The following is a 21,965-nucleotide window of genomic DNA, read 5'->3' on the forward strand; positions in this document are numbered from 1 at the left end:
TGCGTTGCCCGCCGGGGGCGCGCCTGCGCGTGCGCTTTCCCTGCAAGAGAGCCGAGTGACTCGAGAGAACCAAGGACAAGAGGGTTCCCTGCGAACTTCAAACAACCTGGAGGCGACGATGAAGATCCGGTATTTCCTGATGGCGTTCCTGGTGCCGTGCGTCACATTGCTGACGCATGCGGCAATCACCGGGGTCAGTCCGATGACGACCCTCAACAACATGGCCACGGCGGCTGCCGCTGTCGTGGCCGACCCGCTCCCGCTGCAGGGGCCGGGCCTGGGCAACCTCACCTACACCTCGGCGGAACTGTTCAAGCCGGTGTCGATGATCACCAGCCCCAACCACCCGCTCGATCCGGCGCACAGCGACGCCTACGAGTCGCGCGAGGTGCCCGCCACGTTCCCGGGCCGCAAGGACTACGGCATGAACGCCGGCATCATGGTCAACGGCTACTTCCTCACCTCCTTCGCGCCGGACAGCGGCCTCGGCCCCGGCGGCTTCCTGCTGTACGACGTGTCGAACCCGCGCCAGATCCAGCTCGTGAAGAAGATCTACGAGCCCGATGACGCGTCAGGGGGCCGCACCAAGGAGTTCCGCGAAACGCACTCCTTCGGCACCGCGAAGATCGGCGGCAAGACGTATGTGGTGCTGCCCAGCATCAACGGCGTCGAGTTCTGGGACTTTACCGACATCAACGACATCAAGCAGGTGAAGAAGCTGGCACTGCCCGGCGTCAACGCCGGCGACTACGAGAACGTGGCCTGGCAGCTGTGGTGGCAGGCGCCCTACCTGTACGTGGCCTCGGCCGGACGGGGCATGTTCATCGTCGACGCGACCGACCCCGCGAACGCGGTGGTCGCCAACCGCGGCGCGGGCAAACCCAACCCGGTGCCCACGGGCGAACTCGGCGGCTTCCGCCTCGGCCCGATCTTCACCATGGGCAACCACATGGTGCTGACCGCGATGGAAAGCAACGGCGGTTTCGCGAGTCTGGACATCTCCGATCCGCTCAACCCCAAGGTGCTCGATTCGATCGCCGGCGCCACGCCGTTCTATTACGCGACCTGCTTCGACGGCAAGACCGTGCACACCTCCGCGCGCGGCAGCGGCGCCAAGATGTACAGCTACGACCTGAGCGACCGCTCGCGCTTCGTGGCCGAAGACAACCGGCTCGTCATCGACGAACAGCTGTACTGCGCCACGCAGGACAACTACGTCATTCAAGGCGCGCAGACCCGCATCCACAAGGTCGACGTGAGCAACCCGCTCAACCACGTGGAGGTGGGCCGCGGCAGCATCCTGCGCGAGGACGACCCGAACTACTCGCACTCGGACAACGGCCAGGTCGCGATGTTCGGCAACCTCGTCTTCGTGGGCAACGACCACGGCTCGGGCAGCGGCTTCGTCGTGCATTCGGTGGACCCCGACCTCACCAAGCCGGAAGTGAAGCAGGTCTCGCCTGCCAACGGAGCGAAGCAGCAGGCCCTCACCTCGCGCATCGGCCTGGGCATGACCGACAGCATCCGGCCGGAGAGCGTGAACAGCAACACCTTCATCGTGCGCCCGGTGGGCGGCAACACGCTGGCGGGCACCTACAGCGTGCAGCTGGGCATCGTCAACTTCCATCCCGCGCAGCCGCTGCTGCCGGGCACGAGCTATGAGGTGTTCCTGCCGGCCAACGGCGTGAAGGACTATGCGGGCAACGCCATCGGCGCCGACTACCGCTCCACTTTCAACACCGGCAACGCCAGCGACATCAACCTGATGCACCACTGGCCACTGACGGGCAACCTGGGCGACCAGATCGGCGCCAACAACGGCACGCCCGCCACCGGCGACGCGTTCGAGAGCATCGGCCTGAACTTCGCGAACCGCACCGCGGGTGTGCCGCTGAAGAACGACACCGTGGCCAGCGCGCTGGGCGGCACTGCCACGCTGAGCTTCTACATGAAGACCACGCAAGCCGGCAGTGCCAACTCGTGGACCGCGCCCGGCATCTTCGGGCGCGACCAGTCGGGCGGCACCGACGACGTGTTCTGGGGCTGGCTGGACAGCGGCGGGCGCATCAAGCTCTCGGTGGGCAATGACGGCGGCACCACCTCCACGGCGGTCGTGAACGACGGCAACTGGCACCACGTCGTGCTCACGCGCGACGCGGCTTCGGGCGCGCAGGCGGTGTACGTCGACGGCGTGAAGACCACGTCGACCGGGCCGACCGGCACCAAGGGCCTGTCGACCAAGTTCCAGGTCATGGGCCAGATCCAGGGCAACACCGCGCTCTTCAAGGGCACGCTGGCCGAGGTGCGCGTGTACGGCCGCGTGCTCGGCCAGACCGAGGTGGACACCCTGCGCGGGCAGGCCATCATCGGCGACCCGGGCCTGGGCGGCGGGCCCAAGCTGGTCAACGGCCAGTTGACCTTCAACCCCGCGACGCTCGGCGCCAGCGGCGTGCAGTTCCGCTGGAACTTCGGCAACGGCACGCAGACGGCCTTCTCGTCGGTACCGAACACCAGCTACACCTACACCACACCCGGCCACTACACGGTGACCCTGACGGTGAAGGACAGCAGCGGCCGCGAGACCTACTACACCTACAACGTGACCATCATCGCGCCGGTCACCGCGACCGCGCCCACGCACACGACCAACATCGTGGGCGATGCGAGCCGCGTGTACTCGGTGAACCCCGACAGCGGCACGGTGGCCGCCATCGACGCGCAGACACTCGCCAAGCTCTGGGAAGTGCGCGTCGGCGACGAGGCCAAGACGCTGGCCGTCGGCCCCGACGGCCGCATCTGGGTCGCGGTGCAGGGCGAGGACAAGCTGGTGGCGCTCAACGCCGCCGACGGTTCGCAGTCGGTGTCGATCCCGCTGGCCTACGGCAGCGGCCCCTACGGCGTGGCCTTCACGCCCAACGGCGCCAAGGGCCTGCTCACGCTCGAAAGCAAGTCGGTGCTCATGAGCTTCGACCCGAGCAACGGCACCACCACCGGCGCGCTGGCACTCGAAGGCGGCGTGCGCGGCATCGCCGTGAGCGCCGACTCGCAGGTGGCCTACGTCACGCGCTTCAAGTCGAAGATGACGGGTGGCCAGCTGCACAAGGTGAACCTGCAGACGCTGACCGCGCTGCAGACCATCCCGCTGCCGGTGGACACCACGACCGTCGACACCGAGAGCCGTGCGCGCGGCGTGGCCAACTACCTGAGCCAGGTGGTGATCTCGCCCGACGGCTCGCGTGCCGTGCTGCCCTCGAAGAAGGACAACATCGTGCGCGGCCGCTTCCGCGATGGCACCGACCTGCCGCACGACCAGACGGTGCGTTCCATCCTGTCGCAGGTGAACCTGCAGGGCGCCGCCGAGGTGTTCGCCGAGCAGATCGACTTCGACGACCGCGCCCCCGCGCGCGCCGCGCTGTACTCGCCCGCCGGCGACTACCTGTTCGTGGCGCAGATGGAAGGCAACCGTGTCGCCATCGTCGACAGCTACACCCGCGCGGTGCGCGGCGAGATCAACGCCAGCAGCGCCCCGCACGGCCTGTACCTGGACGCGGCGCGCAAGCGGTTGTTCGTGAACAACTTCCTGGCGCGCTCGGTGTCGGTGCATGACGTGGCGCAGGTGCTGTCGGCCGAGACCAACGCGGCGATCTTCCTGCAGAACGTGCCCACCGTGGCGCAGGAGCCGATGGCGGCCGCGGCGCTGCGCGGCAAGCAGGTGTTCTACAACGCAGCCGACCGGCGCATGAGCAAGGACAACTACATGTCTTGCGCGAGCTGCCACGCGGACGGCGGCGACGACGGCATGGTGTGGGACTTCACCCAGCGCGGCGAAGGCCTGCGCCGCACCATCAGCCTGCAGGGGCGGCGCGGCACCAGCCACGGCAAGTTGCACTGGACGGCCAACTTCGACGAAGTGCAGGACTTCGAGAACGACATCCGCAACGAGTTCGGCGGCACCGGCTTCCTGAGCAACGCCGACTGGACCGCCACGCAGGCCCCGCTGGGTGCGCCGAAGGCCGGCAAGAACGCGCAGCTGGACGACCTGGCCGTGTACCTGGGTTCGCTCAACAAGTACATGCGCAGCCCGGCCCGCGCCGCGGACGGCAGCCTGAGCGTGGACGCGGTGCGCGGACAGACCGTGTTCACCACGGCCCAGTGCGCCACCTGCCACACGGGTGCCACCTCTCGCGACGGCCTGCGGCACGACGTGGGCACGATCCAGGCCTCGTCGGGCAAGGGCAGCAACCAGCCGCTGGCGGGCGTGGGCTTCGACACGCCGACCCTGTCGGGCACCTGGAACACCACCGCGTTCTTCCACAACGGCCAGGCGGCCACGCTGCAGGACCTGCTCACGGGCGGCCACGGCAATGCCTCCAGCCTGCCGGCGAACGACGTGCTGGCACTGCGCGAGTACGTGCGCTCGCAGGACACCGCCCCGGCGGTCGTCACGCGGCTGCGCTCCGACCTCAACCCGACGATGTGCGTGAACATCAAGGCCGCCTCGACCACCAGCGGCGCGACGGCCGTGCAATGGCCGTGCGGCAACGCGGGCAACGAGAAGTTCACGATGACGCCCGTCACCGGCGGCTACGTGCAGTTCATCGCCGAGCACAGCGGCCTGTGCCTGGCACAGAACGGCACGGCGACCACGAACGCGGCGGTGGTGCAGGTGGCCTGCTCGACGGGCAACACGGCGCAGTGGAGCCTCGTGGGCGGCACGCTGCGCAACCGGGCCTCGGGTTCGTGCCTGGACGTGCCGAACGGCTCGACCACGCAGGACACGGCGCTGATCACCTGGACCTGCAACGGCGGCAACAACCAGAACTGGACGCAGCTGCCGTAAGCGCGCCGCATCGCGCCTGACGCAAGGCCGGCCGTTTCGACGGCCGGCTTTTTTTCGTCTGGCGCATGACCTCCCGCGTCATGGATTCGATGCACCCGTTCTGGAACAGTGGGTCCATCGATTCATCAACCAGGAGAAAAAACCATGACCGGCTTCAACATCCTCCCGCTCGCCGTTGCCCTGCTGATCGGCATCGCCGCACTCGGTTCGTGCCTCGGCATCGCGCTGGTGGGCCAGAAGTTTCTGGAGGGCACGACGCGCCAGCCCGAGCTGGTCGACACGCTGCAGACCAAGTTCTTCCTGGTCGCCGGCGTGACCGACGGGGCCTTCATCATCGCGACGGGCATCGGCCTCTGGTTCGCGACGGCAAGTCCTTTTGGCTAACCCCCAGTCTTCGCGCACTTCGTGTCGCTACGCCAACCCCTTGCAGGGGGCAACACCAGCGGCCCGGCAAAGCCGGTTCCGCGGTGTTCCTGGAAGGGACCAGCGCAGTGAAGGCGACACGGTTCACTGGCACCATTCGTGCTAGTACCGTTGACACCGAATTGTTTACGGCTAAAGTATTTAACTATCAACAGTTCAGTTGTCTCAACCCTTCCCTTGCCGGAGAACCCGATGCGCCCCACGTTCCTGAAATCGCCCGCGCTGCCGCGCACCCTGCTCTCGCTGCTGCTGTGCGGCGCTGCCCTCGGCGCCTCGGTGTCGGCCATCGCCGCGCCGGTGAAGGTCGGTTTGGCCCTTGATATTTCGGGGCCTTTCGCGGCCCTGGGCGCCGAGGCACGCGACGGCTTTGCGCTCGGCATCAAGCAGCTGGGCGGCAAGCTCGGCGGGCAGGACGTGGAGTTCGTGCAGGCCGACATGGCCGGCAGCCCCGACCAGGCCAAGCAGCTGGTCGACCGCATGATCCAGCGCGACAAGATCGACATCTTCAGCGGCCCCATCGGCTCCAACGTGGCGCTGGCCGTGGGCCCGACGCTGTTCAACGCCAAGGTGCCGTACCTGTCGGCCAACGCCGGCCCGAGCCAGTTCGCCGGTGCGCAGTGCAGCCCCTACTTCTTCGGCACCGCCTACCAGAACGACCAGTTCCACGAGGCCGCCGGCAAGTTCGCACAAGACCGCGCATTCAAGAAGATCGTGCTCATCGCCCCCAACTACCCGGCCGGCAAGGATGCGCTCGGCGGCTTCAAGCGCCAGTTCAAGGGCCAGGTGGCCGACGAGCTGTACACCAAGCTGGGCCAGATCGACTACGCCGCCGAACTCGCGCAGCTGCGCGCGGCCAAGCCCGACTCCATTTACTTCTTCCTGCCCGGCGCGATGGGCATCAACTTCATCAAGCAGTTCGTGGGCGCGGGCCTGTCGAAGGACATCACGCTCGTCACCAGCGGCTTCTCGGCCGACGAAGACGTGATCGGCGCCGTGGGCGAGCCCATGCTCGGCCTGTTCAACACCTCGCACTGGGCGCACGACCTGGACAACGCCGCCAACAAGGCCTTCGTGGCTGCGTTCCGCAAGGAATACAACGGCCGCTACCCGTCGGTGTACGCCGCGCAGGCCTATGACGCGATCCTCGCGATGGACGCCGCCGTGAAGCAATCGGGCGGCAATGCGCAGAACCGCGACGCCGTGGTCGCTGCCCTGAAGAAGGCCAACTACGCCTCGACGCGCGGCACCTTCAAGTACGCGAACAACCACTTCCCCATCGAGAACTTCTACCTGCGCGTGATCGGCAAGGACGCGCAAGGCAAGGTGACGAACAAGCTGATCAACACGGTTCTCACGAACTACGGCGACAGCTACGCCAGCAAGTGCTCCATGAAGTGATGCGGCTCGTTTTTCCATGAGCGGCATCCTCGTCCTCGAGCAATTGCTCAACGGCATCGGCTACGGCCTGATGCTCTTTCTTCTGGCGGCGGGCCTCACGCTGGTGTTCGGCATCATGGACGTGCTGAACCTCGCGCACGGCTCGCTGTTCATGGCCGGCGCCTACGTGGCGGCCGAGGCGCACACGCGCACCGGCTCGTTCGCCGCCGCCATCGTGGTCGCGGTGCTCGTCACCGTGGTGGTGGCGCTGCTGATCGAGGTGCTGCTGATGCGCCGCCTCTACAAGCGCGACCACCTGGCGCAGGTGCTCGCCACCTTCGGCGTGATTTTGGTGGCCGACGACATCGTCAAGATGATCTGGGGCCCCTCGCCCATCATGGCGCCCACGCCGGCCGCGCTCTCGGGCCCGGTCGAGTTGATGGACGGCCTGCCCTACCCTTCGTACCGCCTCGTGATCCTCGCGGGCGGCGTGCTGATGGCGCTGGCGCTGTACGTGCTCGTGAACCACACGCGCATCGGCATGCGGGTGCGCGCGGGTGCGTCCGACCGGCCGATGGCCGAGCTGATGGGCGTGCGCGTGGGCCGCATCTTCAACGGCGTGTTCCTGCTCGGCGCGGCGCTGGCCGCACTGGCCGGCGCGCTCATGGGCCCGATCGTCGCGGTGCAGGTGGGCATGGGCGAAGCCATCCTGATCCCGGCGCTGGTGGTGCTGGTGATCGGCGGCATCGGCTCGGTGCGCGGTGCCTTCGTGGCCGCGCTGCTGGTCGGCGTGGTCGACACCATCGGCCGCGCCTTCGTGCCGATGCTGCTGCGCGCCACGCTGCCGCCCGCCACGGCGGCCGACCTGGGGCCGCTGTTCGCCGAGGTCGCGATGTACGCGCTCATGGTCGTCGTCTTGATCTTCCGGCCCTCCGGCCTCTTCTCGGCCCGATCATGAAATTCTCGTCACGCACCTTCGGCCTCGGGCTGCTCCTCGTGGCGCTCGCGGCCTTTCCGCTGGTCGCGCCGCTGTTCGGGCTCGACTTCTACATCGGCTTCGTGCGGCGCGTGCTGATCGTCGCGCTGGCCGCTGCGAGCCTGAACTTCATCCTCGGCTTCGGCGGCATGGTGGCGCTCGGGCATGCGGGCTTCATCGGCATGGGCGCCTACACGGTGGTGGCGCTCAGCGACGCCGGCGTGATGTCGGCCTGGATCCTGTGGCCGATGGCCGCGCTGGTGGCCGGCGTGGTCGCCGCGCTGATCGGCACGGTGGCGCTGCGCACGCGCGGCGTGTACTTCATCATGACCACGCTGGCTTTTGCGCAGATGCTGTACTTCGTCGTCGTGTCGCTGCGCAAGTACGGCGGCGACGACGGCTACACGCTCATGTCGCGCCCCACGCTGCTGCCGGGCCTCGACCTGGGCAACGAAGCTACCTTCTACTGGGTGGTGCTCGCGGTGGTCGCGCTCGCACTGTGGTGGCTGCACCGCGCCACGCAGGCGCGCTTCGGCCATGCGCTGATGGGCATCCGCGACAACGAGACGCGCATGCGCGCGCTGGGCTACCCGGTGTTCCGGCTGCAACTGGTCGGCTTCGCCATTGCAGGCGCGATCGCCGGTCTGGCCGGCGCGCTGCTGGCCGGCGGCAACGGCTTCGTGAGCCCCGCGACCATGCACTGGACGCAGTCGGCCACGCTGGTGGTGATGGTCGTCATCGGCGGCCTCGGCCGCAGCTGGGGCGGGCCGGTGGGCGCCGTGGTCTGGCTGGTGCTCGAGGAAGTGCTCAAGCAGCACACCGAACACTGGCACATGCCGCTGGGCCTGCTGCTGATCGCCGTCGCCCTCTGGGCCCCGCGCGGCCTCGCCGCACTGTCCACGAAACGCCGCACGGTCGCAGCAGCAGCGGCCTCCGCTGCAACTGCCGCAGGGAGCGCCAAGCCATGAGCCTTTTCAGAATCGAAGGGTTGGTCAAGCGCTTCGGCGGCTTGCTGGCGACCGACCATGTGAACCTCACGGTAGAGCGCGGCGAAGTGCATGCGCTCATCGGTCCCAACGGCGCGGGCAAGACCACGCTGGTGAACCTCATCACCGGCCTGCTGGAGGCCGACGCGGGCCGGCTGATGCTCGACGGGCAGGACATCACGGCCTACAAGGACCACCAGCGCGTGGCCGCCGGCATGTCGCGCTGCTTCCAGGTGACGCGCGTGTTCGCCAAAGAAACGGTGCACGACAACCTGATGCTCGCGGCGCAGGCCCATGCGGGCAGCAGCCTGCGTTTTCTCGCGCCGCGTGCCAACGAACGCGCGCTGGTCGACCGTGCCATTGCACTGGCCGACCGCGTGGGCCTGGGCAGCGAACGCCACCGCATCGCGGGCACGCTGCCGCACGGCGCGCAGCGGGCGCTCGACGTGGCACTGGCGCTGGCCGCCGAACCCAAGCTGCTGCTGCTCGACGAGCCGATGGCCGGCATGGGCCCCGACGAGTCGGCGCGCATGGTCGACCTCATCGAATCGCTGCGTGAATCGATGGCCATCCTGCTCATCGAGCACGACATGGACGCCGTGTTCCGTCTCGCCAACCGCCTCACGGTGCTGGTGCAGGGCAAGGTGTTGATGAGCGGCACGGCCGACGAAGTGCGGGGCCACCCCGACGTACAGGCCGTGTACCTCGGCACCGAAGCGGAAGGACACGCATGAGCACGACGACCACGAAAACCGCCCTGCTCGAGGCCACCGCCATCGAAGCCGGCTACGGCGCCAGCCAGGTGCTGTTCGGCATCGACGTGCGCGTCGGTGCCGGCGAAGTGATGGCGCTGCTGGGCCGCAACGGCATGGGCAAGAGCACGCTGCTGAAGGTGCTGACCGGCACGATCGCACCGATGCGCGGCGGCGTGCAGTTCTGTGGCGCGGCCATCGGCGGCCACCGGCCCGACGCCATCGCGCGGCGCGGCATGGCCATCGTGCCCGAGGGGCGCCATGTGTTCCCCAACCTCAGCGTGGACGAGCACCTGCGCGCCTTCGCACGGCCCCGTCCCGGCAGCGCGCCGCGCTGGACCGTCGAGGCGCTCTACAAGCTCTTTCCGCGCCTTTCGGAACGCAAGGCCAACGCGGGCAACCAGCTCTCGGGCGGCGAGCAGCAGATGCTGGCCATTGCCCGCGCGCTGTCGACGCACCCGCGCCTGCTGATCCTCGACGAAGCCACCGAAGGCCTGGCCCCGGTGATCCGCGAGGAGATCTGGCACTGCATCGCGACGCTCAAGTCGGAAGGCGAAGCGATCCTCGTGGTCGACAAGTACGTGCAGCGCCTGCTGCCGCTGGCCGACCGCCACATGATCCTCGAGCGCGGCCGCGTGGTGTGGCAGGGCGACTCGGCCGCGCTCGACGCCGACCGGTCGCTGTGGGCGCGCTACCTGGGCGTCTGAACGCGGGCCGCGCTCGTTTTATTCGGGCGCGGCGTCGAGTTTCAGGATCAGGTCGCGGCTGGCCTGATTGAGGCCGACGACCTCCACCACGCTGCCGTGCTTGCGCAGCCGCTCGACCACCTTGGTCAGCGCGGTGACGGCGGTGACGTCCCAGAAGTGCGCCTGCGTCACGTCGATGCGCACCGGTGCACTGTCGATCTCGCGCACGTCGAAGGCGTCGACCAGCATGTCGGCCGAGGCGAAGAACACTTGGCCCGTCACACGGTAGACGCGCGTGCCGCCTTCTTCCACTTCGGCCTGCACCTGCAGCAGCCGCGCGACCTTGAAGGTGAAGAACACGCCGCTGAGCATCACGCCGACGGCCACGCCCGCGGCGAGGTTGTCGGTGGCGACGGTGACGGCCACGGTCGCGAGCATCACGGCGCTCGACATGCGCGGATGCCGCACCAGCGTGCGCAGCGAGCCCCAGTCGAAGGTCGAGGCCGACACCATCACCATGATCGCGACCAGCGCCGCCACCGGCACCTGCGACACCCAGGGCTTGAGCAGCACCATGAGGATCAGCAGGAAGGCGCCGGCGAACAGCGTCGACAACCGCCCGCGTCCGCCGTAGCGCACGTTGCTCACGGTCTGGCCGATCATTCCGCAGCCCGCGATGCCGCCGAAGCAGTTGGCCGCGACGTTGGCGATGCCCAGTCCGCTGCACTCGCGGTTCTTCGAGCTCGGTGTGTCGGTGAGTTCGTCGACCACGCTCGCGGTCATCATCGATTCGAGCAGGCCGACCATGGCGATCGCGAAGGCCGGCAACGCGATGATGCGCAGCGTCTCGAGCGTGAGCGGCACCGAGGGCAATGCGAACGCAGGCAGCGCATCGGGCAGATGGCCGAGGTCGGCCACGGTCTTCAGCGGCAGGCCCAGCCACTGGCCCACCAGCGTCACGACCACGATGCACACCAGCGGCGACGGCACCGCCGTTGTCAGGCGCGGCAGCAGGTAGATGATGGCCAGCCCGAGCCCGACCATGGCCCAGGTCGCGGTGTTGGCGCCGATGAAGTGCGGCATCTGCGCCGCGAAGATCAGGATGGCCAGCGCGTTGACGAAGCCGGTGCGCACCGACGACGACACGAAGCGCATCAGCACGCCGAGCCGCAGCAGGCCGAACACGATCTGCATCGCGCCCGCGAGCACGCCCGCCGCCAGCAGGTACGGCAGGCCATGCGCATGCACCAGCGGCGCGGCCACCAGCGCCACCGAACCGGCCGCGGCCGACACCATGGCCGGCCGGCCGCCGGTGAAGGCGATCACGAGGCCGATGACGAACGAGGCAAAGAGGCCGACCGCCGGGTCCACGCCGGCAACGAAGGAAAAGGCGATGACCTCGGGAATGAGCGCGAAGGTGGCGACGGCGCCCGCCATCAGCTCGCGGGGAATGCTCGGGCACCACTCGGTGCGCAGGCGACTGTGGGTAGAAGACATGGGAAACGGCAACAGTCCGCAGGCGCCACTGAGGCGCCGCGATGCGGAACAGGAAAAGAAAAGGAGGCCGGCGTGCGGCCTCCGTGCGGATGGCAACGGCCGTGAGCCGCCGCGCTTCACGCCGCCCGCGTCAGGGAGGCGTCGGCCGCGAGCAGCCCGACTGCCGGCGGCGAATGGGGAAGCGGGGCATCCGGGAACACATGGGCGCCGATTGTAGGGAGCGCCGTTGCAGGCTCAATTCAGACCGAGCGCGTGATGCCGCCGTCCACGCGCAGGTTCTGCCCCGTGATGTAGCCCGCGCCCTCGGAGGCCAGGAAGCCGATGGTGGCGGCGATCTCGGCGCTGCGGCCGTAGCGGCCCATGGGGATGCGCTCGCGGAACACGTCCTTCTCGGGCAGGCTGTCGATGAAGCCGGGCAGCACGTTGTTCATGCGCACGTTGTGCTTCGCGTACTGGTCGGCGAAGAGCTTGGTGAAAGCCGCGAGGCCGGCGCGGAACACGCCCGAGGTCGGAAACACGGGGTCGGGCTCGAAGGCCGCGAAGGTCGAGATGTTGATGATCGCGCCGCCGCCCTGCTTCACCATGTGCGGCGCCACGAGGCGCGCGGGGCGCACGGCGCTCAGGAAGTAGACGTCCATGCCGCGGTGCCAGTCGTCGTCGCTGATCTCCAGGATCGGCGCACGCGGACCGTGGCCGGCGCTGTTCACGAGCACGTCGATGCGGCCCCATTCGGCGATGACCTGGTCGACGAGACGTTTGACGTCGTCGTTCGACTGGTTGGAGCCCGTGACGCCGATGCCGCCGAGTTCCTGCGCCAGCGCCTCGCCCTTGCCCGACGAGGACAGGATGGCCACGCGAAAGCCGTCGTCCGCGAGCTTGCGCGCCGCGGCGGCGCCCATGCCGCTGCCGCCGGCGGTGACGATGGCTACTTTTTGGGGGGTGTCTGAAGGCATGCGGGCTCCTTGGGTTCGTTCAATCGAAACCCGCATTGTGGCGAGGGGCCCATGGGTTGGGGCGCGTGCTTTGTGGGGGTTGCGTTCAGGGCGCGTGCACAGGCCACCGGGTACTTCCCTCCGCGAATGTCCCCCGGGCTTCGCCCTCCTCCTTGATTTCGCTGCGGGAAGCACCCAGTGTCCTGCGCCCGCTGAGCGCTGTCGTGGTGCTGGCCGATCAACGACCGCACTGATGACGCTCACGTCGATGCGGTGCCTTGCGCAGCGAAATCAAGGGGGAGGCCGCAGGCCGGAGGACATTCGCGGAGCAAGGTACCGCGTCGGCGGGAGCGTCGCCCTGAACAACGGCCGCAACAGCGAATCAGGCGGTCGGCAACGTGGCCTGCATCGACGGCCGGTGGTTGAACGCGGCGAACCACTTCGCGCTGTTCGGCGCCTGGGCGCGCCAGTCCACCGAGGGAAAGCGGAAGTCCATGTAGCCCAGCGCGCAGCCGAAGGCGATGGTGCCGATGTCGACGCGCTCGCCGAACGACGGCGCCGCCGCTTCGAGCCATTCGAGGCCGGTGCGCACCTTGTCGAGCTGGCCGTCGGTCCAGTCGGTCCAGCGCAGCGCCTCGGGGCGAAGCATGGTCTCGTAGCGCGCGAGCAGCGCGGCGCCGGTCATGCCGTCGGCCAATGACAGCTCGGTCAGGCGCTCCCAGCGTGCAGGCCCGGTGGCCGGGAACAGGCCGCCGCCGTGTGTCGTGTCGAGGTACTCGCAGATCACGCGGCTGTCGAACAGCACCTGGCCGTCGTCGGTGAGGAAGGTCGGCACCTGGCCCAGCGGGTTGTTGGGGAGGATGCTGGCGTCGCGCTTCACCGGGCCGGCGGCGCTGGGCAGCTTCTCGATGCGGTCGGCCACGCCGAGTTCGTGGGCCACGACCATGCACTTGCGCACGAAGGGGGACGCGGGGGAGAAGAAGATCTTCATGGTCGGAGTGAGCGAGTGAGTGTTGAAAAAAGAGGCAGGACGCTCAGCCCGTGATCGGCGTGCGCGCCGTACCGGGCTTGCGGATGCGCAGCATCCCCTCTTGCGCCGCCGACGCCACGAGCCGGCCGTCCCGCGTGTAGATGCTGCCGCGGCACAGGCCGCGCGCGCCGCCCGCGCTGGGCGAATCGACCACGTAGAGCAGCCAGTCGTCCAGGCGGAAATCGCGGTGGAACCACATCGCGTGGTCCAGGCTGGCGGGGCGCACCTGGCCGCTCATGAAACTCAGGCCGTGCGGCAGCATCGCGGCGCGCAGCAGGCCGTGGTCGGAGGCGTAGGCCAGCAATGCGCGGTGCACGGTCAGGTCGTCGGGCAGCGGCGCGATGGCGCGCATCCAGATGGCGCTCTGGTTCTCGGTGGGGCGCACCTCGGGCCGCAGCAGGTCTTCGGGGTCGACGCGCCGGTACTCGATGCCGTGCGGCTGGATGGCCTTGGAGCGCCAGGGTTCGGGCAGGCGGTCGCCGAGCGCGATGCGCTGGTCGAGCTCGCTGGTCAGGCCGTCGGGGCCTTCGACCGCGGGCATGGCGAACTGGTGCTCGACGCCCTCGTCCACGGTCTGGAACGAGGCCGACATCTCGAAAATGATGCGGTCCTGCTGGCGCGCCACGACGTGGCGCGTGGTGAAGCTGCGGCCGTCGCGCACGCGGTCGACGCTGTACTCGATGGGCGCGTGCTCGCCGGGCAGCAGGAAGTAGGCGTGCATCGAATGCACCGGGCGCTCTGCGCCCACCGTGAGGCTGGCGGCCATGAGCGACTGGCCGAGCACCTGGCCGCCGAAGACGGCGGGCGTGCCGATGTCCTCGCTCTGGGCCAGGAAGCGGTCGCCGCCCAGCGGTTCGAGCTGCATGAGGGCGACGAGTTCGGCAACGAGGCGGGCGGCAAGGACGGGTTCGGGGGTCATCGGAGGGAGATTTCTGGGCGAAAAAAGCAGCCCTCGACGATAGCAAAGGCCGGGCCCGCGCGCTGTCGCGGCCCGGTCAGCAGCGCCCGGCAGGCCTACTTGAAGAAGCAGATGTCCAGCATCAGGCGCAGGCTGCAGCCGTAATCCGTACCGCCATCGACCATGCGCACCGGCACGCCGCCCAGCAGCATCGCGCCGTCGGCGCCGTACACCAGCGGCGAGCGCTCGGCCTGGCTGAACGCGCCGCTGAGCGTTTCCTGCTCGACGTACTTCAGGTACTGGCGCCGCGAAAAATCGACCTCGTCGGCCGACTTCAGCGCCACCGCCGCATAACGCTTGCCGTAGACGGTGCCGAAGTAGCGCAGCACCGGGCCGGTGCGGTCGCCGTACTTCACCTCGGCCTTCGCGAAGCCGGTCTGCACGAGGAAGTTGCGGTCTTCGGGCGTCAGGTCGGCGTCGAAGGCCATCAGCACGTACTGGCCTTCGAAGCTCTGGTTGCGCGCGACCTTCAGTTCGCCGATGAGCGCGGGCGTGACCTTGGTGCGGCCGTCCCAGCGCAGCAGCGCGGCCACGGAGGGATCGCCGTCGAACACGTAGTGGTACTTGTCGCCGGCAATGGCGACCTTGCGGCCGTCCTTGGCCGCGACGAAGCTCAGCACGCGGTCCTTGCCGTGGACGGGGTCGCCCTCGGGGGTGCTGGCGCAGCCCACCTGCAGCAGGCCGAAGGCGGCGCAGGCCAGCGCCAGGAAGAGCCGACGCGCGGGGGTCGACAGCGAAGAAGAAAGAGGCACGGTGTGTCCGGGGTTCGAGTTCATCCAGCCCCGGACTCTAGCGCCGCGCCGCGCTCAGCGGTCGAGGTCGACGCCGTCGGCCGCCAGCTTTTTCTGCAGCGCCGCCACGTCGATCGCCGCGAAGCGCCCGCTGCCCAGCGAGGCCGCCGCGGTGCCGGCCGCCTGCCCCATCACGAAGCAGCCGCCGCTGGCGCGCGCGGCCGACTGGCCCTCGTGCGTCATCGAGGCGCAGCGTCCGGCCACCAGCAGGTTGTCGACCGTCTGCGGCACCAGCATGCGCCACGGCAGGTGGTTGTAGGCGTTGGCTTCGTCGCGCGGGAAGGCCCACTCGATGCGGCCGTCGGCGTGCATTTCCATCGGCCAGGCGTTCAGGCCGATGGTGTCGTCGAAGGTGGCCGAGCCGAGGATGTCTTCGCGGCCGAGCGCGTACAGGCCCTGAATGCGCCGCGTCTCGCGGATGCCAACCTGCGGCGCGATCTCCACGATGGCCGACGGCGCAAAGCCCGGCACTTCGGCCTGCAAAAACTTGAAGTACGCGGCGATCTGACGCCGGCCTTCGAGTTCGCCGTCGCTGAGCTCGCGCGCATCGATGCCGTTCATCGCGCCGCCCGCGGCATTGCGGATCTGCGTGACGTTGGCGCGCCACTCGCGCGGGTCCTTGTTGGGCCGCAGGATCGCGCCTTCGCGCGGAAAGCTGTACTTGCCCGGGTGCTGCTGCTCGGCGCGCGCCATGAAGTCGTTGATGGCCGAGAACTCGCCCACCGCTTCCAGCGCGGCCGGCGCGTCGACCTGGCCGATGCGGAACATGGTGGTCGGGAACAGCCCGCTGCCGTGGCCGTCGCCCACTTCGAAGGGCACGCCTGCGAAGGCGGCCACGTCGGCGTCGCCGCTGGCATCGATGAAGGCATTGGCGCGGATCGCCTGGCGGCCCGACTTGGTCTCGACCACCAGCGCGCCAATGCGCGCGCCGTCGTGCAGCACGGCCGCGGCGTACGCGTGGAACAGCATCTGCACGCCGGCCGCTTCGAGCAGCTGGTCGGCGGCCAGCTTGTAGGCCGAGGTGTCGTACGAGCGCACGCAGATGCGCCCGCCCATGCCGTTCTGCGGCGCGTTCATGCCGTTGAAGCCGGCGATGCGGTCGATGAGGTCGTCGACCACGCCGCGCACCAGCTGCGTCATCTCGCCGCGGCGCTTGCCGTACAGGCCGGCGAAGTTGGTCACGCCGCCCGCGGTGCCCATGCCGCCGAGAAAGCCGTAGCGCTCCACCAGCAGCGTGCGTGCGCCGTGGCGCGCGGCGCTCACGGCGGCCGCAATGCCGGCGGGGCCACCGCCGACCACGACCACGTCGAAGTCGCCGAACACCGGCAGCGCGCGCGCCGGTTCGTTCAGGGTGTGTGGTTGCTGCGCGGTGGTCGTCGTCATCACTGGATCTTGATGCCGCGGGTGGAAATGATCTTGCTCATGATGGCTGCCTCTTCCTTCACGCGCGTGCGCATGCCGTCGGGCGAGGTGCCCACGGCCTGCCAGCCCTGTTCGAAGAGCTTGCGGCGCACGTCGGGGTCTTTCATGACGATCTCGATCTCGCGGCTGATGCGTGCCTGCGCGGTCTTCGACAGGTTGGCCGGGCCGAGCAGCGCCACCCACACCTCGAGGCTGAAGTCTTTCACGCCGGCCTCGGCCAGCGGGGCGATCTCGGGCACCAGCGCGCTGCGCCCGCCCGTGAGGCCCACGGCCTTGAGCTTGCCGGCGCGGATCTGCGGCATGGCCACGCCCGGCGGAATCAGGCCCATCTGCACCTGGTCGCCCAGCATGGCGGTGACGACCTGCGGGTTGCCCTGGTAGGGCACGTGCTCCGGCTTGAAGCCGTTCACGCGGCTCTTGAGCAGTTCCATGCCCAGGTGGCCGACCGAGCCCACGCCCACCGAGCCGTAGTTCCACTTGTCGCCGGCCTGGCGCGCAGCGTCGAAGAAGGCGGTGCCCGAGGGCAGGCTGTTCTGTGCCACGAGCACCAGCGGCGCGGTGGCGATCAGCGACAGGTACGTGAAGTCTTTCGCCGGGTCGTACGGCAGCTTGGGGTACAGCATCTTCGACGACGTGAGGTTGCCGTTGATGACGATGCCCAGCGTGTGGTCGTCGGTGGCCTTGGCCACCTGGTCGGCCGCGATGTTGCCCGAGGCACCGGCCTTGTTGTCCACCACGACCGGCTGGCCCAGCGCGCGGGACAGCGGCTCGGCGATGGTGCGCGCCGCGATGTCGGGCGTCGATCCGCCGGGGAAACCCACCAGCAGGCGGATCGGCTTGGTCGGCCACGCGGGGGTGTCGGCGCTGGCGGACAGCGGCAACGCCGCGGTGGCGGCCAGGCCGCAGGCGATCAGGAGGGCTCTCTTGGTGGCGTGCATGGGAAAAAAACAGTCAAAAAGGTGAACAAATATGCAAAGAGAGGCAGCTTAACTGGCGCGCCGAGCCCAGGGCAAGGCGCGCGCTCGTCAGTCGAGGCTGATGTTGCCCCGGCGCACCAGCTCGCCGTACACCTTCGACTTGGCCTCGGCGTTGCGCTCGATCTCCTCGGGCGACCAGGCCAGCGGCTCGAAGGCGAAGGTGTCGAAGCGGGCGCGGATGTCGGGGTCGGCGATGACCTTGGCCACGTCGGCGTTGATCTTGGCCTTCACGGCCGCCGACACGCCCTTGGGCGCCAGCAGCGACACGAAGGAATTGACCTCCAGCGAGGCCGGGCCGCCGGCCTCGGCCATGGTGGGCACGTCGGGCATCTGCGGGATGCGTTTGGGCGCGGCCACGGCGATGTAGCGCAGCTTGCCGGCCTTGTAGATGCCCTGGCTCGACGGAATGCTCGCGAAAGCCCACGGCACCTCGCCGGTGCCGACGTTGGAATACAGCTGCGACACCTCGCGGTACGGCGCATGCCGCATGCGGATGCCCGTGAGCGCCTCGAGCTGCTGCGCGCCCAGGTGGCCCGGGCTGCCGACGCCCCACGAGCCGTAGACGATGGCTTCGGGGTTGGCCTTGGCGGCGGCGATCAGGTCGCCCATGGTCTTCCACTTCGACTCGGTGCCCACGGCCACGAAGAAGGGCGTGCGGAACAGCGAGGCGACCGGGTCGAAGTGCTGCAAGGTCACGAAGTTGCGCGACTTGTACAGGTGCGGCAGCGCGGCGATGTGCTCGCTGTCCAGCTGCAGCAGCGTGTAGCCGTCGGGCGCGGCGCGGCGCGCCTGGTCGATGGCGATGAAGCCGCCGCCACCGGGCCGGTTGTCGACCACCACGCGCTGGTTCCACAGGCGCGAGAGCTTGTCGGACACCAGCCGCAGCACCGCGTCGGGGCCGCTGCCGGCTGCGAACGGGGTGATCAGCGTCACCGGCTTGCTCGGGTAGTCGCTGCCCTGCGCCCATGCGCCGGAGGCGGCGGTCAGGGCGAGGACGGCGGTCGTCAGCAATGCGCGCGGAAAGTTCATGGGTTGTCTCCTGGGCCTTCGGCCTCGTGGGTGGGGTATCGCAGAAAAACGCGGGTCAGCGCGGCATGGGCGCATCGCCCAAACAGTGCTCGGGCCGCCAGGCATAAAGCCATTCGACCGCATCGTAGAAGCGTTCGGGCGTGCGCCCGGTCCACAGGCTGTTGCGCACGAGGCGCTCCACGCCCTGGGCGTGGTACAGGCGCCCCATCTCGCGCACCGACAGCACGACGCGTGCGCAGCGTGCGATGCGGGCCTGCTCGTAGCGCTGGAAGGCGGCGGTCATGTCGAAGTCGCAGGCCTTCACGGCCTCGCCGAGCGTTACCGCGTCTTCGAGCGCCATGCAGGCGCCCTGCGCGAGGTACTGCATCATGGGATGCGCCGCGTCGCCGAGCAGCGTGGCCGGGCCGTCGCTCCAGCGCTCGACGGGGTCGCGGTCGGCGGTGCTCCAGCGGCGCCACGAGGTCGGGCGGTCGAGCAATTGGCGCGGGCGCGCATGCACGCCTTCGAAGTACGACAGCACCTCTTCTTTGCTGCCGTCGGTGACGCCCCACTCCTCTTCTTCGCGGCTGTGGAAGGTGACGACCAGGTTGTACTGCTCGCCGTGGCGCAGCGGGTAGTGCACGAGGTGGCAGTTGGGCCCGGCCCAGACCACGGGCGCGTTCCATTGCAGGTCGGCGGGCATGTCGGCCGCGGGCACCACGGCGCGGTAGACCACATGGCCCGACACGCGCGGCGCGTCGCCGATGAGTTGGGCGCGCACCACCGACTTCACGCCGTCGCAGCCGACGATGGCATCGGCCTGGAAGCGGCGGCCATCGCGCGTGACGGCCACAACGCCGTTCTCGCCGTGCGCGCCGGTGTCGATCGCCTCGACCTGCGCCGAGGTGTGGAAGCGGATCAGCGGATGCTGCTTCACGGCCTCGTGGATCGCACCGTGCAGGTCGGCGCGGTGGCTCACGGCATACGGGTTGCCGAAGCGCGCTCGGAAGGCCTCGCCGACGGGCACCGAGGCCACCTCGGTGCAGTCGACGGCGTCCATCATCACGAGCCGGTCGGTGAACACCGAGCTGCGGCGCACGGCCTCGCCCACGCCCAGCGCGTCGAGTGCCGCGAAGGCGTTGGGGCCAAGCTGCAGGCCGGCGCCGATCTCGCCGATGACGGCGCTCTGTTCGAGCAGGTCGATGGCCACGCCCAGGCGTGCGAGCGCGAGCGCGGCGGCCATGCCGCCGATGCCGCCGCCGACGAGCAGCACGGAAGGAGGTTGCTTCGAGGGAGTCATGCGCAGGCCAGGGCGTTCAGTCGATGCGGACCGTGAGCGACGGCAGGCGCTCGATGCTGACCTTGATCGTCTGGCCCGGCTTCACCGCGCCCACGCCTTCGGGCGTGCCCGTGAAGATCAGGTCGCCGGGCTGCAGCGCAAACAGCGTCGAGAGGTTGGCGATGACTTCGTTCACCGACCAGATCAGGTGCGTGATGTCGCTGTTCTGGCGCACCTGGCCGTCGACCTCGAGCGTGATGGCACCGGCGTTGATCTCGCCCACGTCGGCCAGCGTGCGCAGCGGCGCGATGGGGGCCGAGAAGTCGAAGGCCTTGCCGATCTCCCACGGGCGGCCGGCTTCGCGCATCTTCATCTGCAGGTCGCGGCGCGTCATGTCCAGGCCCACGGCGTAGCTGTGGATGTGGCTGGCGGCCTGGTCGACCGGAATGTCCTTGCCGCCCTTGCCGATGGCAACCACCAGCTCGGCTTCGTAGTGGTAGTTGCTCGTGAGCGAGGGGTACGGCACGGCGCCGGTGGCGCCTTCGGCCACGGGCACGACCGAGGCGTCGTCGTTGGGCTTGCAGAAGAAGAACGGCGGTTCGCGGTCGGGGTCGAAGCCCATCTCACGCGCATGCGCCGCGTAGTTGCGGCCGACGCAGTAGACGCGGCGCACGGGGAACTGCTTGTCGGAGCCCACGATGGGCAGGCCGACGATGGAAGGGGGCGTGAAGACGAAGGACATGGAGGCTCCTGCCGCGTGGGACGGCACATCAGACAAACAAGAAAAGAAGGAAGGAAAGAAGGTCGCCGCGCTTTCAGGCGTCTTCGAGGAAGGCTTCGCGCAGGATGCCCATGGCCTGCTGCACGGGACGATCGGAAAAACTGAAGAGCACGGTGTCTTCGCTCGGCGACGCGAGGCGCAGCGGCGCCCACGAGGGCACGACGAAGGTATCGCGCGGGCCGAAGTCGAAACGCTGGCCCGCGATCTCGGCCGTGCCGTGGCCTTCGACCACGCTGTAGACGGTGCCGTCCGTGGCGCGGTGCGTCCGGCCGGCGAAGCCCTTCGGAAGCAGTTGCAACTGGGTCGAGATGGTCGGCATCGGCGAGCCGCCCGTCAGCGGGTTGATGTAGCGCAGCTTGTGGCCGAGCCAGGCATCGGGCGCTTCCTGCTTCTGCAATTGCGCCAGCGCCTCGCGGCTGCGCAGGTAGGGGTAGTTGAAGATCGGCGAGGTGGCCGAGGTGTGGTCGTGCCGCACCGGCACCATGTTGTGGCCGAAGCGCGCGAGGCTGTGGCCTTCGGGGCGCGCCACGTGCTGCACCTTGGCGTCGTCGTTCTCGGCAAAGCCGGCGTCGAAGAAGCGCAGCATCGGAATGTCGAGCCCGTCGAGCCACACCACCGGTTCGGTCACGCCTTCGATGCCTTCGTTGCCATGGTCGTGCCAGGCCCACGAGGGCGTGATGATGAAGTCGCCCGGGTGCATGGTCGTGCGCTCGCCGCCCACGGTGGTGTAGGCGCCCTTGCCGTCCACGATGAAGCGCAACGCCGACTGCACATGGCGGTGCGACGGTGCGACCTCGCCCGGCATGATGAGCTGCAGGCCGGCGTAGATCGACTGCGTGATCGACGCGTTGCCGGGCAGCGCGGGGTTCTCGAGCACCAGCACGCGGCGCACGGCCTCTTCGGCGGTGATGAGGTCGGCCGATTCCATGAGCAGCGGACGGATCTCGTCGTAACGCCACAGCGCGGGCACGCAGGGGCTCTTGGGCTCGCGCGGCACGAGCACGTGCAGCGACTCCCACAGCGGCGAGAGATTCAGCGGACGGATGCGGGCGTAGTAATCGCGGCGCTCGGCCAGGTTGGCCGGTGCGCCGGCCGCGCTGGAAGGGGCACTGGAAGAAGCGGGGTTCATGGGGTCGGTGTCTCCGTTGGCGGCATTGTTGACCCGCCCCACTATTTGCTCAAGACCGCGTGCCAATACACGGAATTCGAAATTTCGATAATGGTGTCTTTCGCCTTCAGGGCTCTGCCCC

The 21,965-nt window shown here is 68.8% G+C and carries 18 protein-coding genes; 7 read left to right on the plus strand and 11 right to left on the minus strand.

Annotated elements, in window-relative coordinates; genetic code table 11:
* The first annotated feature begins 118 nt into the window (after positions 1-118).
* The 7 genes from GFK26_RS05105 (at position 119) to GFK26_RS05135 (ending at position 10,061) form a co-directional block, all read left to right on the plus strand.
* Complete coding sequence (locus GFK26_RS05105) at positions 119-4,840, plus strand: Ig-like domain-containing protein (RefSeq protein ID WP_153281056.1); 4,722 nt, start codon at positions 119-121, stop codon at positions 4,838-4,840.
* Positions 4,841-4,984: 144 nt separating this feature from the next.
* Positions 4,985-5,224: a F0F1 ATP synthase subunit C gene (atpE, locus tag GFK26_RS05110; RefSeq protein WP_099794683.1), complete on the plus strand. Its 240-nt coding sequence runs from the start codon at positions 4,985-4,987 to the stop codon at positions 5,222-5,224.
* A 231-nt stretch (positions 5,225-5,455) separates the two neighbouring features.
* Entirely contained in the window at positions 5,456-6,661 is a 1,206-nt protein-coding gene (locus GFK26_RS05115; RefSeq protein ID WP_153281057.1) for an ABC transporter substrate-binding protein, read from the plus strand.
* A gap of 16 nt (positions 6,662-6,677) precedes the next feature.
* Complete coding sequence (locus tag GFK26_RS05120) at positions 6,678-7,598, plus strand: branched-chain amino acid ABC transporter permease (protein WP_153281058.1); 921 nt, start codon at positions 6,678-6,680, stop codon at positions 7,596-7,598.
* A complete protein-coding gene (locus tag GFK26_RS05125) occupies positions 7,595-8,584 on the plus strand; it encodes a branched-chain amino acid ABC transporter permease (RefSeq protein WP_153281059.1) in 990 nt (329 codons plus the stop codon). The genes GFK26_RS05120 and GFK26_RS05125 overlap by 4 nt, the downstream gene beginning before the upstream one ends.
* On the plus strand, positions 8,581-9,336 hold the full coding sequence (locus GFK26_RS05130) for an ABC transporter ATP-binding protein (protein WP_099794679.1): 756 nt from the start codon (positions 8,581-8,583) through the stop codon (positions 9,334-9,336). Before GFK26_RS05125 ends, GFK26_RS05130 begins: the two co-directional genes overlap by 4 nt.
* Positions 9,333-10,061 (plus strand): ABC transporter ATP-binding protein, encoded by a 729-nt coding sequence (locus tag GFK26_RS05135; RefSeq protein WP_153281060.1) that lies wholly within the window; start codon positions 9,333-9,335, stop codon positions 10,059-10,061. Before GFK26_RS05130 ends, GFK26_RS05135 begins: the two co-directional genes overlap by 4 nt.
* An 18-nt stretch (positions 10,062-10,079) precedes the next feature.
* Here GFK26_RS05135 and GFK26_RS05140 read toward each other — a convergent pair whose 3' ends face one another.
* The 11 genes from GFK26_RS05140 to gtdA form a co-directional block, all read right to left on the minus strand.
* On the minus strand, positions 10,080-11,537 hold the full coding sequence (locus GFK26_RS05140) for a SulP family inorganic anion transporter (protein WP_153281061.1): 1,458 nt from the start codon (positions 11,535-11,537) through the stop codon (positions 10,080-10,082).
* Between the two features lie 239 nt (positions 11,538-11,776).
* Entirely contained in the window at positions 11,777-12,490 is a 714-nt protein-coding gene (locus GFK26_RS05145) for an SDR family oxidoreductase (RefSeq protein ID WP_099794676.1), read from the minus strand.
* Positions 12,491-12,851: 361 nt separating this feature from the next.
* A complete protein-coding gene (locus GFK26_RS05150) occupies positions 12,852-13,460 on the minus strand; it encodes a glutathione S-transferase (protein ID WP_153281062.1) in 609 nt (202 codons plus the stop codon).
* Between the two features lie 43 nt (positions 13,461-13,503).
* Entirely contained in the window at positions 13,504-14,418 is a 915-nt protein-coding gene (locus GFK26_RS05155) for an acyl-CoA thioesterase (protein WP_153281063.1), read from the minus strand.
* A gap of 95 nt (positions 14,419-14,513) precedes the next feature.
* A complete protein-coding gene (locus tag GFK26_RS05160) occupies positions 14,514-15,209 on the minus strand; it encodes a hypothetical protein (RefSeq protein ID WP_228121918.1) in 696 nt (231 codons plus the stop codon).
* A 54-nt stretch (positions 15,210-15,263) separates the two neighbouring features.
* Complete coding sequence (locus GFK26_RS05165) at positions 15,264-16,631, minus strand: FAD-dependent oxidoreductase (RefSeq protein ID WP_153281065.1); 1,368 nt, start codon at positions 16,629-16,631, stop codon at positions 15,264-15,266.
* Positions 16,631-17,608, minus strand: a complete 978-nt coding sequence (locus tag GFK26_RS05170; protein WP_153281066.1) for a Bug family tripartite tricarboxylate transporter substrate binding protein — start codon at positions 17,606-17,608, stop codon at positions 16,631-16,633. The genes GFK26_RS05165 and GFK26_RS05170 overlap by 1 nt, the downstream gene beginning before the upstream one ends.
* Positions 17,609-17,695: 87 nt before the next feature.
* On the minus strand, positions 17,696-18,676 hold the full coding sequence (locus GFK26_RS05175; protein WP_153281067.1) for a Bug family tripartite tricarboxylate transporter substrate binding protein: 981 nt from the start codon (positions 18,674-18,676) through the stop codon (positions 17,696-17,698).
* A gap of 55 nt (positions 18,677-18,731) precedes the next feature.
* Positions 18,732-19,955, minus strand: a complete 1,224-nt coding sequence (locus GFK26_RS05180) for a 3-hydroxybenzoate 6-monooxygenase (RefSeq protein ID WP_153281068.1) — start codon at positions 19,953-19,955, stop codon at positions 18,732-18,734.
* A gap of 16 nt (positions 19,956-19,971) precedes the next feature.
* Positions 19,972-20,676: a fumarylacetoacetate hydrolase family protein gene (locus tag GFK26_RS05185; protein ID WP_099794668.1), complete on the minus strand. Its 705-nt coding sequence runs from the start codon at positions 20,674-20,676 to the stop codon at positions 19,972-19,974.
* 73 nt (positions 20,677-20,749) lie between these two features.
* Entirely contained in the window at positions 20,750-21,844 is a 1,095-nt protein-coding gene (gene gtdA, locus GFK26_RS05190; protein ID WP_153281069.1) for a gentisate 1,2-dioxygenase, read from the minus strand.
* Positions 21,845-21,965 lie beyond the last annotated feature (121 nt).

It is taken from the genome of Variovorax paradoxus, assembly GCF_009498455.1.
Taxonomy (GTDB): Bacteria; Pseudomonadota; Gammaproteobacteria; order Burkholderiales; family Burkholderiaceae_C; genus Variovorax; species Variovorax paradoxus_H.

Excerpts from the sequence above, each read along its gene's own strand:
- atpE (WP_099794683.1), top strand. The coding sequence starts at position 4,985 with ATGACCGGCTTCAACATCCTCCCGCTCGCCGTTGCCCTGCTGATCGGC.
- GFK26_RS05185 (WP_099794668.1), bottom strand. The coding sequence starts at position 20,676 with ATGTCCTTCGTCTTCACGCCCCCTTCCATCGTCGGCCTGCCCATCGTG.
- GFK26_RS05135 (WP_153281060.1), top strand. The coding sequence starts at position 9,333 with ATGAGCACGACGACCACGAAAACCGCCCTGCTCGAGGCCACCGCCATC.
- GFK26_RS05170 (WP_153281066.1), bottom strand. The coding sequence starts at position 17,608 with ATGCACGCCACCAAGAGAGCCCTCCTGATCGCCTGCGGCCTGGCCGCC.
- GFK26_RS05105 (WP_153281056.1), top strand. The coding sequence starts at position 119 with ATGAAGATCCGGTATTTCCTGATGGCGTTCCTGGTGCCGTGCGTCACA.
- GFK26_RS05115 (WP_153281057.1), top strand. The coding sequence starts at position 5,456 with ATGCGCCCCACGTTCCTGAAATCGCCCGCGCTGCCGCGCACCCTGCTC.
- GFK26_RS05120 (WP_153281058.1), top strand. The coding sequence starts at position 6,678 with ATGAGCGGCATCCTCGTCCTCGAGCAATTGCTCAACGGCATCGGCTAC.
- GFK26_RS05180 (WP_153281068.1), bottom strand. The coding sequence starts at position 19,955 with ATGACTCCCTCGAAGCAACCTCCTTCCGTGCTGCTCGTCGGCGGCGGC.
- GFK26_RS05145 (WP_099794676.1), bottom strand. The coding sequence starts at position 12,490 with ATGCCTTCAGACACCCCCCAAAAAGTAGCCATCGTCACCGCCGGCGGC.
- GFK26_RS05150 (WP_153281062.1), bottom strand. The coding sequence starts at position 13,460 with ATGAAGATCTTCTTCTCCCCCGCGTCCCCCTTCGTGCGCAAGTGCATG.
- GFK26_RS05155 (WP_153281063.1), bottom strand. The coding sequence starts at position 14,418 with ATGACCCCCGAACCCGTCCTTGCCGCCCGCCTCGTTGCCGAACTCGTC.
- gtdA (WP_153281069.1), bottom strand. The coding sequence starts at position 21,844 with ATGAACCCCGCTTCTTCCAGTGCCCCTTCCAGCGCGGCCGGCGCACCG.
- GFK26_RS05125 (WP_153281059.1), top strand. The coding sequence starts at position 7,595 with ATGAAATTCTCGTCACGCACCTTCGGCCTCGGGCTGCTCCTCGTGGCG.
- GFK26_RS05130 (WP_099794679.1), top strand. The coding sequence starts at position 8,581 with ATGAGCCTTTTCAGAATCGAAGGGTTGGTCAAGCGCTTCGGCGGCTTG.
- GFK26_RS05140 (WP_153281061.1), bottom strand. The coding sequence starts at position 11,537 with ATGTCTTCTACCCACAGTCGCCTGCGCACCGAGTGGTGCCCGAGCATT.
- GFK26_RS05175 (WP_153281067.1), bottom strand. The coding sequence starts at position 18,676 with ATGAACTTTCCGCGCGCATTGCTGACGACCGCCGTCCTCGCCCTGACC.
- GFK26_RS05165 (WP_153281065.1), bottom strand. The coding sequence starts at position 16,631 with ATGACGACGACCACCGCGCAGCAACCACACACCCTGAACGAACCGGCG.